This window comes from Pedobacter ghigonis, assembly GCF_903166585.1.
Lineage (GTDB): Bacteria > Bacteroidota > Bacteroidia > Sphingobacteriales > Sphingobacteriaceae > Pedobacter > Pedobacter ghigonis.
On the sequence record NZ_CAESCM010000001.1, the window covers coordinates 253,391 to 268,926 of the forward strand.

The window sequence follows — 15,536 nt, forward strand, 5'->3', positions numbered from 1 at the left end:
GGTTATCTTTTTATGTTATTATTTTCAGAATTTATCTGTGGGGAGGCATCCTGCTTTTTAGCTGGCTGCAATAGTGAGCTTTTGATCTCGCTTAGCGAGTGATAAAGCTGATCGCTTTTTGAAAGGGTGAATATAATTCCCGAAGGCTGCTGCTCGACTTTGAGCCTGCCTTGCTTTAAATGCCCTTGAATCTTATAGATTTGGCCATTATAACTGATCTCATCCCCTGTGGACAAATATTTCACGACTTTTTGGGCACTACCTGTTAACAGCTTTTCTGCTTCTGCTTGGTTTTCAAGGGATATTTCTCTTTTCTGTTCAAAAGAGCTAAGAAATGAGAATATCTTTTCAGCATCTGCAGCAGCGCTAAAGATTTCAAAAGGGGTATCTTCGAGTATTGACACCCAGCTTTCGATGTAAGCGGTATGCTGCGATGGATCATGTCCGATACGAAACTCATCCCCTATAAGCATCGATGCAATCTCAGCCCGCAGCTCTTCCTTAGCATAAGCTTCCATGCCACTACTCATTAGCTCCGTTCTATTTAGCCTATCTGGATGCCCTGTCCAATGCGCAAGTTCATGCAATAAGGTGGCGTAGTAACCTGAGGACAAATCAAACTGCGACCGGTCAGGCATGGTGATGATATCATAGGCGGGGTGATAATAAGCCCGGTCGATAAACTTATGCTCTACCTTAGCTCCGCTAGCGGCAATCAGTGATTCAGCTCTTTTTACCGGATCCCATTTTATCTCTTTAGCATTAGGGGGAGCCAGGGCCGGAAGCCCGCTCATCTGTTCTGCATTAAAAACCCAGGCATTACTGATGATGGGTTTCCTGAGTAATACCTGCTGGTAAAGCGGATTACCAAGCTCATCGTAAATCCGGTTTCCCCGTTCGTCGAGTAAACTTTTTTGCTGATGGGTTTTAATGAACTGAATCAAGCTGCCATGGGCTTTATGGTTAACTTTAAACCCTGATGACTCAGCCTGCTTAAAGGTGAGCCAGCGCGGATCTTCATACCCACTCAAAAGTAGATTGATTGCATTAATCCCTTTGTAGCGCTGCCCGGTCTGCTGATTGTAGGGCATGGAAATACCTGGAATTCCTTGTGCATTCCATGGCTTTTGCCAGGGAGCTGTTCCTTTTTTTAACTCGTCAATAAGCCTATGGGCAACCTGAAGGTATAAAGGGGCCTTATCCATCACCACCTCCTTTCTCATCGTTTTGAAGCTGAAGCAGAAATTTCAGTGGATGAATGGGCCGATTTTGATATAGCACGCTAAAATGAAGGTGCTCTGCGGTACTTCGACCACTGTTTCCTGATATCCCAACTGGCTCACCAGCTTTTACCCAGTCCCCTTGCCTTGGAAAGATAACGGAAAGGTGTCCATATACGCTTTGAATTTCCCCGTGATCGATCCTAACAAACCTTCCCAGTATAGGGTGATCCCCACAAGCTATTACTTTGCCGGCAAGCACTGCATAAATAATGGAATGATTTGCGGCCAGGTCAACCCCACTATGAAAATCCTTAACTCTTGTTATCGGATGATTTCTAAACCCATAAGGACTGGTGATGAGCATTGGAGAAAGCGGCAACGCAACTTGAGAAAAAAGTGAAGCCGGCTGTAATACAGCTAGCGATAGTAGACTGGTTAATAAAAAAAGTTTCATCGCCCCCTCCTTTCTATTGTTTGCGTTTCAGTTTTCGAAACCTGCGGGCTGAGGCCAAGTTGGCTCGACAGGCTCACTGTTGCAAACTGCGCTGCGCTGGGACTGGTTTTAAGAAGTTCCATAGCCTGCAGAGTTGAGCTCATGCTATTTTTTTCCTGAAGCATGTTCACCCTCAACAGTACTTTAAAATCCTGCATTTCAAGCTCCCTTGAGGAAGATAAAAGCTGCCCGTAAAGTGCATTTTTATCTTTTAGTACTAACACAAGATCACTGGGGAGGCTGGAAACCGATAGGTCAGCAAAACTTAAATTAACCAAAGTACCTGCGGGGTTAAGGCCTCCAATAACCCCTAATTTCATTTTTCCATCCTGCGACTGGTCACTAACCAGCGCAAGCATTCCTGAATATTTTTCCATAAAGTTTATTTTTGAAGTTTTAAGTAGGTTTAGCTAGACTGGAGTAAGGTTTAACCAGTAGGAAACCGGGATATCAGCTCAGCTACTTCAGCGTTGATGCGCTGAAAATTCTCGCTGAGGACTTGTTCCTTTTTACCTTTAAAGTCATAGTATATGGGCATTTTAGGGTATAAGGATTCTTCTTTCTCAATTTCCTTCAGATTTAGATTCACCTTACAATTAATCACCGAAGGTGAAAAGCTTCCACTGTAGCTTTCATCTGTATCAGCAGCAAGCATGCCCACAAGCTCTCCTGCTTTTAGTGAAGCGATTTTCCCCGATGGAATGAGGTGTTCTAGTTTTTCGCTTAAAGAGATTGAAGTTTTACTGCGATCAATAGAAAGGCTCTCGCTCATCTGTTTTACCTTACCAAAGAGCTTTTCTAACCAGTCCAGCGTTTCTTTATTACGCGCGGAACCGGAAAGCACATTGCCTACCACCGCGCAGATTGTCGATGCTACTTCCTTGCCATATTGCTGCTGAAACTGTGGGAGCTCCTGAAGCCCCATTAATACCGCAACTTTATTGCTCCTGGCCGTTGCGATCAGATTTTCGATCCGGTGGACATATATTGTGGGCAATTCGTCAAGCAAAAGTGCACTTGGCAGGTTTCCCTTTGAATTAATAAGCCTGATCAAGCGGTTCAATACTACTGAATAACAGGCCGAATTGATGTTTTGTGTATTAGGGTCATTGGCCAAAATGAGTGTTGAGGGCGAGGAAGGATCACTAATTTTCAAACAAAAGTCGTCGCCTGAAAACACCCAGAAAGTTTCCTTAGTAGCTAGCCTTGAAATGAAAATCTTTAGCGTTCCTATCTGGCCTTCGAGTTGGTCAAAGGCTTTTGCCCGGTAAGCGCTCATGAAGGGCGAGAGCAGTGAGCTGAGTTCTGGATTACTCACCAGCGCTGCAAAAATCTGATCATATGAACAATTTAAAAAGGAGAGAATATGCGGAAGTGTAGAGTAGCGGCCATTTTCATACCTGGAGAAAAAGTAAATACAGGCAGAGAGAAAATTAACGGCGCTCTGGGTAAAAAATTGATCGCTCCCTGTGGATTTATCCCCCTTTTTTAATGCCTCTACGAGCGCCTCTGCAGTTTCTGAGGCATCTGCGAGCGTGAGAATATAATCTGGTCTTAATACATTAATTCGCCTGGAGTTCTCAAGCTGGTTTAGATTCAGGACGTGAAAGTTGTGAAGGGGCATCCGTCCTTGCCTTTTCGCCAAAAGAAAATGATGATAGGCGATCTGAGCGAGATCACAAAACTTAAAATCATATAGCGCCAGACAAAAGTCTTTTTCTAGCAACTGGCGGATAACAGGCATAACGATGCTGAAACTCTTTCCCGATCCGGGGGTCCCGATAAGCAGCGTACCCCGGAAAATATTCTCCAGGTTAATAAAACCAGAATGAACTTTTTTGCGGTAATAAAATAGCATGGGGATACAAATCCTGTAAGGTCCTGTTTTGGCTTTTGTAGCCTGCATAAAAGATTCCTCTTCGATATTCCAACGGTCCTTTCCAAGTCTTGCGCTAATAATTTTTGAGATATTATCCATAGAAATATGAATCAAGATAGTCCCCATAAGTAGGCAAAAACAATAAGCAAGCTCATTCCAGCTTAAAAGGATCAAGATTACTTTTCCTGTCTTATGATAAAAATAAAGGCTGCAGAAAAATAGGATGAGTCCCGCTGAAAGTGGATAGACAATTGCCTTTTTTGCATTAAGATCTTTTTCCTTTTTAGCCAGGGTACCAATCGAGACCAAGCAAATCAGCAGCAAAATAAATCCCCTGGAATATAGTGGGTCGCTATAGATTAAGATTTTGGAAAGCGACGTTAAGGGCCGCATCATCCAGTAGCTTGAAAGAAAATCCGGCAGTGGGTTTTTCGCGCGATAAATAAAGATTAAAATATCTAAGCACAGGGATAAATAAATGCAGAACTGCAAAAAACGGTGCAGCGCCTGCTGTTCTTTGCTTTCTTCCATAAGGGCAGTTTAAAAGGTATCTGCATTGAGCAAATCACCATAGGAAATACTTAAGCTCAAGGTTCGCTTTGACAACTGTTTTTCGCTCATTGATACTTTGAGCAACTTTTCGCTTGAAAAACTCACTTTTTTAATGACATAAATGTTCCGGAAATTCCTTTTAAAACGCTCAGAAGAATAAAGAGAAAATACAGGGGAAATTTCTATGGACTGTAGATTTGTGGCCTTGTGGACTTTTTTGTCTTCAACACTAAACTTTAGCTCATCAATATCATATTCCATTAAGGTCTTGTTTTTAAAACTGATATCTAAAAAAATCAGCTCCCCAACTGTGTATACCTGGTTTAACTGTGCGCAGATGCCTAGCATAGTTGATCTAGCCAGGGGACGGCTGCCCCTTTTTGCTAAGACAGCCATCGCATGGGACTTAATTTCAGGTGTTGAAAGATCTTGGTGGGACGGATCTAGCGGAACCATCTCGCTTGGAAGAATTTCTATATCCACGGCCGATCTATCAGTTGAAACATGAGGTGAGAGAAACAGGCGGTATTGCGCCATAAAGGTTTCCCCGACAATGGTTACCACTCCTAATTCACGGTTTAGCGGTAAGTTCCGTTTTACCGAGTCGGAGCTAATTTTAACATTAAGCAAATTCTTTATGGGCAAATCGCCGCTCAGAAGCTTGGTCGATAAATCTACGTACCGGATAGCTTCAGGTGAGCGAAAATGGAGGCCTGTCCCTGCTGAAATTTCGACGGTGGGAATAGCGGAAAGAGACCGGAAGCCAGGGCCTTGAGCAAATAGGTAAAAATTGGCTAATAAAAGCGCGAGTAAGCAAGATGTTTTTTTCATTTTTCTTTTTCTTTAAAGTTCTTTTGTCTGGACTGAAGCTGATTGGGGTCAACGAGGTAAATTATGGAAGCGTAATTGATCCGCACCTTATTTTGGCGAATCAGACGGCTTGCTGCGCCACTTGAAGATTGAAATACCCTTCCCAGTAAACTCAGCAGCTGTTTATTTTTTTCTCCTGATTCATCGATAGAAGCCTCTTGAATTGAGGAGCCTGCCAGTTCTTTGGTAAATTCCCTAAAAACAGAAGAAGGCACGTAAATGCCACGCTGCCCATCCCTGTCATAAACCTCCAAGTGTATGGGCAAGATCTCTCCTGCTACGAGCGCAGAACTGACTGTTACCTGTACGCGTTGGGCAGAAAAAGAAGAAATTAGGCCATATAGGTAGCTCCCCTTTTTGATCAGGAATTTCCCTGCCCATATATCGCAAAGTAAGCGCATACGGATCCTGGAACCAGAAAATCCGGTAACCTGCTCATCGATTACAGCTGGGATATTCACGCCTTGTTCTACTGGGGCAGTAATGGTGTTAAAATTATCCGCCTTTTCAGGGCTGCTCTTTCTCACCCTTAATGCGCTTGGAATGTCTAGGGCAGCGGGAAGTTCTGCTATAGCTTGCCCCTTTCTTCCCGCCCGGTGCTCAGCGGGCTGATTTGCTTTACCCATGCTATCGATAATGGCCATCTGCGCCCTGAAAATCTCCATAGGATCCTTCTCTGGGTGCTGCTGGGGACTTAGCGGTTTTCTTTGGGTTTGCATGGCAGCTAAGGCTTCACTAAGGGCGCGGTCTTGGGCGAGAGGGGATCTACTGGATTCTTTTGCACCGCTAAGATTACTCCTGGACGTTGCCTGCTTCTCTGAAAAACTATTTTTGCCGCCGGAGTATCTTGAGCGGATAGAAAGTTCTATCGAATCGAGCATACGCTTTTCAGTTTCTGAATAAACTGAGCTGCTGGCAGGTTTTAGTGGATCTTCGTCCGCTAAATTTTCTACCGCGCTATAGCCATCTCCTTTGGTATATTTATCCTGAAAGGCCTGGAGCTTATCCTGGAGCTTTTGGCTTTGAACCTCGGTGGAGACTTCAGCGATTTCGCTTTTTAAGGAGCTTTGAGCAGTATCACCCTGATCTTTGGTCGAAGATGAACTGTTGGTATAAAGGCCAAATAAAATCAAAATAAAGGGCAAACAGATTAGTGGAAGAATATAGCGAGGGCCTTTAAGGTTTATCTTTTTCATGGGATAGGATATGGGTTTGAAGTGTTTTAATTCTAAAGATCATTTGCCCTATTTGCACGCTGTCTTGGGCGCTGAGGTGTTTAGCCGATAAACGCTCACTAAGCTCACTTTGCATCAAGAGCACCTGCGATAGCGCTGTGGCTGCCCTTACTGCGCCGCCCACCTCTCCCATTGGTTTTTGCGCCTTTGAGCTGGCAAATGGCGAGGAATTTTTAGGCTGCCTGAGCAAGGTGAAGCAAAGGACGAGGGAAGTAAACAGCACTAGGCACATTAGCACCAGGCTTCGCTGGGGATACTCGGTAAGCAGCTGCTTGAACCTCGATGCAACTGCAAGGGTCAGAGCTGAAATCCCGCCTTGAAGGCGGTGAAGAGAGAGGGTATTTTTCATCTTATTTCGTTTAGAATGGATTTTTTTGAGCATTGGATAGATCCTTGTTTTCAAGGGTCTTCCACCGGGTAATCAGCACCGCATGTGGGTTATTTTCTGAACGTGCTGCCAGATCACTCAAATGCCCTTCGGTAATTAAAGAGCGGGTAATTACTGAACTCCTGCGGTCAATCCTCTGGGTAGCATAGTAGCGGAAATACTTATTTTTTTCATCCAGAAAAATCGAATCTGCCTGAATAGTAAGTACAGCAGAAGAAGAAAGTACCGAAGAGAAAAAGTTGCGTTCTTTTAAGTTATTGTACTGCTGAACCCCGCTTTCATCAATTAAGTACATGGCTTGGCGCATCTGGCTTTCGATGTATTTTTCATCGGGGCTTAGTGAAAAGAAAAGACTATGGAAGCGCGCAATATGAGCCCGGTACTCCGCTGCACGGTTGGCCTGTAGGTCTGTCCTTTTTGCAAGCAAGGGAATATTCCCACTATCGAGCAAATAGATGCTTTTCCTGGCATCACTCACCTGCCGGTATGCAAAAAAACAAACTACTGTGCTCACGCAAAAACAGAGTATGAAACTCAAAACAGACAGGTAGCTGGCTAAGCGGATTTTAGATTCTATATTTTTAATCAGCATAACTATCCTCCCATTACGCTAGTAGCCACGCTTTGCATTTTGGATGCCCCTGAGCTCATCGCGCTGGTCGCTGAACTTACTCCTGAGGTGGATACGATCCAGGTAGAAATGCTTGGGACAGTAAACATGGTGAGCGCACCGATAATAAAGGTGATAATGACCATGCCAAAAGAAAGTACCCCGTTGGAAGCAAACCAGGTTAGCTTTTCTATGCTCTCCCCGGATCCTTCCAGCAGTTCCTGATAACGGGTGATTTCTGCCTCCAGCGCATAGTGCTGAAAAAGCGAGGAAATGTACATCACCAAAAAGCCAATCCCTGAATACAGGTTTACCGAAATAAACCTGGCGATCCAGGCCGAAAACGAATCGCGAAATGCGGGTAAAATACTCATCGCCACCGAAAAAGGGCCAAGGATGATCAGGATCGTGGAGAAAATGATTTGTACGATAAAGATGATGTATACACTGATGCGCAAAATCCAAATCGCAAGGGATTCCAGTAGCGAAGTTGCCAATAACTGCAGGCCGATCTGCAGTCGGTTACGCATTTCCACCACTGGGTTCCAGAGTTTGGAAAAGCCCTCTTTCACCGAGCTTTGCACCGATTCCCAGGCATGTTCATACCAGCTGTCGGCTTCCTTTTTGGCAACTTCCGTTTCCGCCTGGATTTTAAAGAGCTCATCAGCCACCTCTACCATAAGCTTGGCGCGTTGCATGCGTAGCGCATTGATATCCCCTTGGGTAGTATCAAAAAGTGCTGAAGTTTTATTTTCAATAATTTCAGCGGGAAAGGCTACAACTTTGGTGAATACCGGCCACCAGAGAATCACCATCGAAAGACCAAAAGGCCTCAGCAGTGGCATAATTTCCAGCTTTTTATCCCCCGAGATCATCTCATAAGATTTGATGGCAAAAAAAATGAGCATAAAAATTGCGCACAGTGCCTGGGCGTCAGCAATAAAGGCATCGTTACTAGCCCAGATGGCAGATTTCATCTGTTTTAAAAAATGCATTGTCCCCTCCTCATATACCCCATTTCCCTGTAAAAAGTTAAATGTTTCTTTAAAAGAATCAGGAACTGCAGGAGAGGGTGATTGCACAAAAAAACCAGCAGTGCCGGTTGATATTAACAAACTGTTCATAGCTTTCCTCCCACCTTTAATGCTGCCTCTTTTAGTATTCTATCAGCTATTGCAATATCGATCTTGTCCCATTTCGAAAGGTTTTTGCTAGCCTTGGCAGTTTTTTTCACCTCTGATAGCGAAATATATTTCCCAGCCAGGCGCTTTTTTTCAAGCCATGTAGACTGGAGCTTTTGATATTCACCCAGTAGGCGCTGATAAGACAGTAGGCGTTCGCCACGCTGCAGGGTTGTTTTTCGGGTAAGCTCCAACCTTTCAGCAATACCATCCCTTTCAGAGAGATACCACTGGTAAAGCCCGCTTGAAATCAGGTATTTTTTCTCCCTTTCCATTGCCCCATCTAAAGGATCTGCCTCGGGGTGGATCAATGAAGCGAATTCCTTTTGGTAATATAGCAGCCATAGTGGATCTAAATCCGAAAGCAGCCCGGAATAAACAGAAGACTTTGATAAAGCTGTATTTTTTAGCGTATCGCTATGCAGGCTATAAGCTTCATCGGTTCTGGAGGTGGCAGCGGTGAGTAAAAGCCGCTGGGTTTGGGGGCCAAAAGGGCCAAGTGGCCGCAGATCGGTCTTAGGGTAATTGGGATGCAGTCCCCAAGTAACCCAATAGAGTGGATTGAGCCCTAAAAACCCTGGCTTTGGCGTAAATTTATCCTTGTCCCAGGACTTAAAGACCATACGCTCCTGTTGGTGCTCAATGTGTTCATCGTGAATGGTCCGCTGCGCCCGGGCATAGAAACCTCCTGCACATAGTAGGAAAAATAAGAGAAGTTTAGTCATTTTCTTTTTAATGTTTTATAGTTTAGCAGCAGATTTTCTACCATCCGCTTATCGGTATTAATGAAACTTTTGAAGGGATTTGCGGTCTGCAGCATTCCGTTTACTTTAGCCCAGTACATGCATTTTTTGATACTATACAACAGTGCCCTGATGGTTTTAAGCTCCAAGGATATCTTTTTTAAAAGCGCATCCCGGCTAGCATAATCCATGAGCAGGTTTTCCCCTTCGCGCATCACTACTGTAGATACTTCCTGAACAAGCTTTACCCCTCGACCTTCAAGCTGCTGGCAATTAGTCTGGGCAAAGAGCAATAGCGCTGGCGAGGCACGCGCAGCATCGAGCACCTCTTTGCTCTCGGTGATAATTTCTAAACTCAGCTCACCAATTTGGCGAAGCGCATAAGCACTTTTTAGCCCATTTTCGACCTGGGTTAAAGAAGCATATATGAGCTGCTCGGTAAGTATTACCCCAGTTAGGTTGAGTTGAATATCTTTCAAGTGGGAAGTAATTTCCCTGAGGTCAGATTGATGGCTGAGTTCAGCTGAAAGCCTTACCGCATTATTTTCATTTACGATCGCAAAATGCCGGCGGTCAAAAACGATCCGCTGAGCTAAAATACGCGTGCTGAAGCTCAAGGCAAATAATAAAAGGATCAGTTTCATTTTTCAATTCTTTAAGTGTCTTGCAGATTTGAGAATTCGCTCAACCAGGGCGCGGTCGCGAGCAGTGAAATCAGAAAAGGGATTTTTCTGATTCTTTTTTGCCTGCGCTGATGCACGCATTACCTGGCACAGTCCTTTTAAAGTACCGCTGATTGATCGCAGTTGGGTGATTCCATGGGCAAAAAGAAGTTTCCTGTCCGAAAGGCTCATCTGGGAAAGCTCCGTATAGCTTAAGGCCAGACCATACAGAAATTTAAGCAGCAAGGCTGAACGCTGTGCAAGGTCTGCCTGTGCAGCTAGGCCCAAGGGAATCAGCATTGCATCATGCTCACAGAGCGAAATCAGCTCAGACTCGTGAAGGGAGATATCGGAAATTAAAGGAGCAGCCTCAAGGCTGATTTGAAGGGTACTCAGCAGCGGACCAGCGAGGGAAAAGCGGGAGAAAATCTGCCGGTAGCTATCTTTTAAGTCCCCCATTTCAGCTTTATTGAGCGATTCGGTTGCAAGCGCTGCGCCATGTTTATCCCGGAGTTCACCTTGCCGCTGATGTTCGGACTTACTTTCGGCAACCAGCTGATGCAATAGGGCGATATTAATCTGGGCCTGAAGGCTAGCGCTAGAGGATACTAGCAGCAATAAAAGCAGGATATTTTTCATCGCTTTAGCATTTTGACTTTGAAAAGAATATCATCGGCAATGCGCTTATCGATATTGATAAATCCACTATAGGGGTTGATGGAAGCAAAAAAACCGCGCTGCTTTGCCCAATACATCGAGCGGTAAATCCCGTAAGATACGCCCCTGATGATGCTTAACTCAAGGACAATCCTATTGAGTAGCTTAATCCTTTCGCCTGAATCCATTAAGGACTCCTTTCCTCCTCGCAGCACAAAATCACTAACCTCAGTAGCGAGCCGAGTCGCACGCGTTTTAAATTCTTGGGCGCCACTTTGGGCAAATAACAACAGCTGGGGATTATTTTTAGCAATCACAATGGCTTTATTGGCATCCTGAATAATGTCCTGGGATATCTCATAGATATCTTTTACTGAAAGTAGCGAACGCATCACAGCAGATACCTCACTCAAACCCCGGTAGATATTTCGCTGCAAATCATTGGCAATACCTAGCTGCGCGGTAACCGATAGCTGCGCCCTTTGGATCAAGGTCAGCTCATTATTGCTCTTTTTTAGCTGGGAATCCATCATTGAGGATCCAGCAGCGACTGCGCCCGAAGTTACCGGGTCTACATAAATTTGTGCAGGCGCAGAAAAAGCGAATAATTGCATCAAAAGCAGAAATAAACAGATTGTTTTCATAGTCTTGAATTTTAAAGTAAATGGTTAACTTTTTTCACAAAAGCATCTAAAGAAAGGCCACAAGACTCCATCTCAGAAATGAAGGTTTCAAGGCCTTGGTGAAAGGATCCTTCACGGGAGACGTAGTATTCCAGTGCGCGCTTTTCGGGCTTTTCGGTTGAGAATGTCAAATACTGCCTGAGTGATACTTCTACACCATAGACTTCTCCCACCAGGCCTCTTCTGATATACACTTCTTTGAATCTACCGCGGCCCCATTTATTATCCAGGGCGTTGATGGTAAATATTTTTCTTTGTTCAACTGCGTTTAGCGAAAGCAAAGCGGATACCTGGGTATAGTTCTCTTTAAATTTGCCCTGATCTAAGAGGCATATGGTATCTGAGTTGGCAATGATGCTGTCTTTTACGATAGCATTGCCTATAATATCCCCCAGTTCCTGAGTAACCACAATTGCCTCACCCCAAAATTTACGCACCGTTTTATACATGTAAACCAGGTAGGACGCCATTAGCGGAGAGGCAATTGCCTTCCATGCTTCTTCTAAAATCAATGCTTTTCTCTGCTGGCTACGATGGCGCATCTTTTGTAAAAAAACATCCATAATGATTAGGGTGACAATGGGAAAGAGCACTTTATGTTCGCGGATAGCGTCGATTTCGAAAACGATGAAAGGTTCAGAAAACAAAGAATCATCTACCTGCTGGTTGAGCAGGGTTCCGAATTCCCCATCAGAGCAGAACTTTTTAAGCACATAGCGGTATTCATCCAAATCAAAGCTTATCCTTTCTTCTTTCTTGATCTGCGCAATCTTTTCCAGTGAATAGGTGTAAAAAGAGTCAAAATCCAAAGGGGCTGGGTGTGCTAAGGAGAAATGGTGGGCGTAGTAGGCCGAGATTACCCCGGAGATCACCGTATCCTCCACCTGGGATACTTCCCCATTCGCCCCGCGTAAAAGCAGGCAAATCAAAGTTTTTAAAAAGTCTTTCTTTTCAATATTATACTCAAGTTTAGAAATAGCGAAAGGGTTCATGGTAATGGGATGCTCTTCACTGTAGGTAAGATACCTGCCATTGAAGTATGCACACAGGCCGCTATAAGAGTGCCCGGTATCCACAATGACCACATCCATGTTGTAGCCCATATACTGCTGAATGAGCGCGTTCATAAAAAAGGATTTTCCAGATCCCGATCCACCAAGTACGAATTTCGAGCGGTTAGAAATCCTTCCACTTCTCATGGGCATATCCGCCGGGTCTATCCCTACCGGAACGCCTTGCCTATCGGTAAAGTGGATCAAAAAATCACTCTTTTCACTTTCGGGAAGCCTTTCTTTAAACATCAGACATACCGCTGCCTGGCAGCTTAACAGATACCAATCATAGCTTTTCAGCGATACGCCGTTTCCAGGAAGAATGGATCGGTAGAGTTCCAACTGGTTGTAGGCGTTTCTAGAGGGAATAATTCCGCTGGAGAAAAGAGAAGATTCAATGTAGTTGACCGCTTTAGCAAGATCAGCTTCTTTAGCGCATAGCAGCATATTGTAATGGGCATTGACCAGCAGCTGGTTTTCCCTTGCCACCTCTACGAGCAGTTTATCAATATCCTCTACGCACATCTGGTTTGCAGGATCGGGAATCCCTGCATGGCGTTTACGCTTGAGTGAAAGCTTGTTCAGGGTTAATCCTTGATGGGGAATTTCCAGTAGCTGATTATAAATTAAGCAGTCGTAGCTGGGTAATTGATGCAAAAAGTAAAGGTTATCTAAAGGAAAATCATTGAAAGCCTTTCCATCGCTTTTCTCTTTGAAAGTGCCAAGGCTCATTGGGAGGTCTATTGCATCAATATCGATTAGCGAAATACTTTTGATATGCTTTTCACCAATTTCAAGACCATCTTCTTTGGCTTTAAGGTTGTTAAGGACAATCTGTGGGGAGGAAAAGTCCATGGCTAATATTCGCTTAATCAGCCCGTTGATTTCTTTTTCTTTAAGCAGCACAGGGTCAAGGCCATTTTGATGTAGAAGATCAATCACCTTGGTCACTTTGGAACTAAAATCAGCTATGGCTTTAGCGTCATAGACATAAAAGTTTCCTTTTTTAATGAGCCGGGTAAGGGTCAGATAGGTGGTAATTTTCGTGTATGATCTGCCACTAAAATGATCGTTGTAACTTTGCTGCAAAAATTCATCACTGTTTTCCGCCTGGTAGCGAAGCGAGGAAAATATATCCTGTTTCTGGATGATATGTCCCTCTCCCAAGATCTTGATCATATTGATCAATAAGAGATGAAAAGCGAGGTAGGCAGTCCCATCAGCAGAATACTGGAGCACGGGGTTGGTCATTTTAATAATTACAGAAAAATCCCCACGCTCACCATAAAGCAGATCGATGTCTGCTGACGGGGCAATGCCGCAGTAAGGAAGCTCAAAGGTTTGCTTTGTTTTCATAACGGATTTTTATGTTTAGGGGTTGAATGAAAATGCCATTGTGCCGGGATTTACTGTGCAATCCTTTTTTTTGCTGGGAGAGGATGTAGTAAAGCATTCCACCTACGCTACTAAGGGCAACTACGGATCCCAGGTACATGTTGATAAAAGCCCCACTTATCCCACCAAGCACTAGCCCCGCCACTAGCGCCACTGCCCCCCAGGCAATGAACTTCCCTTTAAGGCCTTTATAAGTTAAGGGCTTCTGGAGCCCCTTGTAAACTGGAAAAGTTTTCGCTGCATTCATACGCCAAAAAATGCTTTGATGACCACCGAAACCAGTACCAGAAAAAGGCAGGAGCCTCCCCAGCTCATCACTTCCTTGTTGATATCGCGGTCACCCGAATTCCACTTGATATACACCATTACCCCGCCGATAAGCCCCACGACTGCGCCAATTCCCAGGATCAAATTTCCAACGGGGTCGACGTAACTGGTCAGCGAAGAAGTTGCGGCATTAATCCCTGTAGTACCTCCGCCTTGGGCGAAGAGTGAGCTAGCGCAAAGCAGGCCGGTAGCACAGAGAAAGAATCTTTTTGTTTTTTGAATGTTCATGATTTTAAAGTTTAGAGTTTGTTGAATGAGTTATAGGCCAAATAGCCCGCGCAGGAATACCGAGCAGAGTAAAAGGAAAAGGCTGGAAAAAAACCAGCCCATCACCTGGGCATCGATGTGATGGCGGCCAGATTGCCAGTTAAGATATACCCGGAGCCCGCCCAGCATGCCCACGATCGCACCTGTTACAAGACTGAGATCTGAAAAACTGTAATAATAGCCACGCATGGAAGAACTGGCCTGGTAAAATTCTTTGATGCCAGGGGGATCTTGTAAAGCCAGCATGATTGGTCGGGCGGCGATCCCTATCTGTAAAAAGGATAAAGCTTTAATGCGGTACATAGGGATAAAACTTAAGCAGGGATCTGCCGGGTGAAAAGGATCGCATCTTTAGCTGCCAGATCCAGTAACTCCCCGAAAAGGACTCCCCCAGAGCTGCTAACTGCTCCGGAACTTAGTAGCTCTGTGGGCTGGGATTCATCCCTAGCCGGCGTTAGGCTATAAGCGGTAGCATCAATAGGATCTTCCAAATCCGCAAGCGAGATAGTTAGTGAACCGCCGCCGGGCTGATCCATAGTCTTAGACCTTAAGAGATCAAAAGCGACATTGGCTAGATAATAAAGGAGATAAACTGCTCCAAGGCAGTAAATAAATGGTGTCCAGTTGGTCATGATAAAAAAATTTAGGGTTAATAAATGGTTATTCTTTTTTAGTCAGGTAAAGCGAGTAAATCAAATCCAGGGTAGCGCAGTAGCGGTCAATCAATGCTGGTGGCAGTTGCAAAGAGCTGATACGTTGAAAACCGATATGTTCGCCAATGCCAGGACATAATGGGGCAATCTGCCGCAATAGCGCATCGATTTCCGGCTTAAATTCATATGCCGCTGAGCTAACAATGCGGTTAGGCAGGAAAAGCATTTCAAGGTGTTGTTTAATCCTGCGTGCAAGGCTGGCAAAGTAAATGGAGGAATTTAGGGTTGGGCTGTCGTAACAAAACGGGCAGATCAGGATTTGCAGCTCAGAGAAAACGCTCAAAATCCGCTCATCATGCATACTAGAAGAAAGTTCGATTAAAATGTAAGCATCTACGGATGCAAGTCTTGCAAACAAAAGCGCAAAACGATCTAGATCGCAGTGAAAATATTCAAAAGGCAACTTGTGCTCTAGTATGCGAGACCTTTCAAAAAGCAGCCCCAATGCTCCCTCGGTTTGCATATCCACCAGATAAATTTTCTTTTTTTCCTTGCCGGCGAGATAATTAGCTAAGAGTAAAAGTAAGGTGCTCTTGCCCGTACCTGGCTTGACATTGCCAAATGCGATAACCATAAGTCAAAGAATTAGTAGGTGAAAAATTAATG

The 15,536-nt window shown here is 44.5% G+C and carries 18 protein-coding genes; all 18 read right to left on the bottom strand.

Annotated elements, in window-relative coordinates; genetic code table 11:
* Positions 1-2 precede the first annotated feature (2 nt).
* Positions 3-1,223, bottom strand: coding sequence for an ArdC family protein (locus HWV58_RS01160; protein WP_235972609.1), 1,221 nt, complete (start codon positions 1,221-1,223; stop codon positions 3-5).
* Positions 1,198-1,677 (bottom strand): M23 family metallopeptidase, encoded by a 480-nt coding sequence (locus HWV58_RS01165; RefSeq protein ID WP_175632299.1) that lies wholly within the window; start codon positions 1,675-1,677, stop codon positions 1,198-1,200. Before HWV58_RS01165 ends, HWV58_RS01160 begins: the two co-directional genes overlap by 26 nt.
* On the bottom strand, positions 1,674-2,093 hold the full coding sequence (locus tag HWV58_RS01170; RefSeq protein ID WP_175632300.1) for a hypothetical protein: 420 nt from the start codon (positions 2,091-2,093) through the stop codon (positions 1,674-1,676). Before HWV58_RS01170 ends, HWV58_RS01165 begins: the two co-directional genes overlap by 4 nt.
* Positions 2,094-2,143: 50 nt before the next feature.
* A complete protein-coding gene (locus HWV58_RS01175) occupies positions 2,144-4,126 on the bottom strand; it encodes a type IV secretion system DNA-binding domain-containing protein (RefSeq protein ID WP_175632301.1) in 1,983 nt (660 codons plus the stop codon).
* A gap of 9 nt (positions 4,127-4,135) precedes the next feature.
* Entirely contained in the window at positions 4,136-4,978 is an 843-nt protein-coding gene (locus tag HWV58_RS01180; RefSeq protein ID WP_175632302.1) for a DUF4138 domain-containing protein, read from the bottom strand.
* Entirely contained in the window at positions 4,975-6,213 is a 1,239-nt protein-coding gene (gene traM, locus HWV58_RS01185; RefSeq protein ID WP_175632303.1) for a conjugative transposon protein TraM, read from the bottom strand. Before traM ends, HWV58_RS01180 begins: the two co-directional genes overlap by 4 nt.
* Positions 6,194-6,601, bottom strand: coding sequence for a hypothetical protein (locus HWV58_RS01190; protein WP_175632304.1), 408 nt, complete (start codon positions 6,599-6,601; stop codon positions 6,194-6,196). Before HWV58_RS01190 ends, traM begins: the two co-directional genes overlap by 20 nt.
* A gap of 10 nt (positions 6,602-6,611) precedes the next feature.
* Complete coding sequence (traK, locus tag HWV58_RS01195) at positions 6,612-7,232, bottom strand: conjugative transposon protein TraK (RefSeq protein ID WP_175632305.1); 621 nt, start codon at positions 7,230-7,232, stop codon at positions 6,612-6,614.
* Between the two features lie 2 nt (positions 7,233-7,234).
* Positions 7,235-8,374, bottom strand: a complete 1,140-nt coding sequence (locus HWV58_RS01200) for a plasmid transfer protein (RefSeq protein ID WP_235972610.1) — start codon at positions 8,372-8,374, stop codon at positions 7,235-7,237.
* Positions 8,371-9,156, bottom strand: coding sequence for a hypothetical protein (locus tag HWV58_RS01205; protein ID WP_175632306.1), 786 nt, complete (start codon positions 9,154-9,156; stop codon positions 8,371-8,373). The genes HWV58_RS01200 and HWV58_RS01205 overlap by 4 nt, the downstream gene beginning before the upstream one ends.
* Complete coding sequence (locus tag HWV58_RS01210; protein ID WP_175632307.1) at positions 9,153-9,818, bottom strand: hypothetical protein; 666 nt, start codon at positions 9,816-9,818, stop codon at positions 9,153-9,155. Before HWV58_RS01210 ends, HWV58_RS01205 begins: the two co-directional genes overlap by 4 nt.
* 3 nt (positions 9,819-9,821) lie before the next feature.
* Positions 9,822-10,475, bottom strand: coding sequence for a hypothetical protein (locus tag HWV58_RS01215; protein WP_175632308.1), 654 nt, complete (start codon positions 10,473-10,475; stop codon positions 9,822-9,824).
* Positions 10,472-11,137, bottom strand: a complete 666-nt coding sequence (locus HWV58_RS01220; protein ID WP_175632309.1) for a hypothetical protein — start codon at positions 11,135-11,137, stop codon at positions 10,472-10,474. The genes HWV58_RS01215 and HWV58_RS01220 overlap by 4 nt, the downstream gene beginning before the upstream one ends.
* A gap of 11 nt (positions 11,138-11,148) precedes the next feature.
* Positions 11,149-13,584, bottom strand: coding sequence for a TraG family conjugative transposon ATPase (locus HWV58_RS01225; protein WP_175632310.1), 2,436 nt, complete (start codon positions 13,582-13,584; stop codon positions 11,149-11,151).
* A gap of 282 nt (positions 13,585-13,866) precedes the next feature.
* Positions 13,867-14,178, bottom strand: coding sequence for a DUF4134 domain-containing protein (locus HWV58_RS01230; protein WP_175632311.1), 312 nt, complete (start codon positions 14,176-14,178; stop codon positions 13,867-13,869).
* Positions 14,179-14,208: 30 nt separating this feature from the next.
* Entirely contained in the window at positions 14,209-14,520 is a 312-nt protein-coding gene (locus tag HWV58_RS01235; RefSeq protein WP_175632312.1) for a DUF4134 family protein, read from the bottom strand.
* Positions 14,521-14,531: 11 nt separating this feature from the next.
* Positions 14,532-14,849 (bottom strand): hypothetical protein, encoded by a 318-nt coding sequence (locus HWV58_RS01240; protein ID WP_175632313.1) that lies wholly within the window; start codon positions 14,847-14,849, stop codon positions 14,532-14,534.
* Between the two features lie 28 nt (positions 14,850-14,877).
* Positions 14,878-15,504 carry a P-loop NTPase family protein gene (locus tag HWV58_RS01245; RefSeq protein ID WP_175632314.1) on the bottom strand — a complete coding sequence of 209 codons (627 nt, stop codon included), beginning with the start codon at positions 15,502-15,504 and terminating at the stop codon, positions 14,878-14,880.
* Between the last annotated feature and the right edge of the window lie 32 nt (positions 15,505-15,536).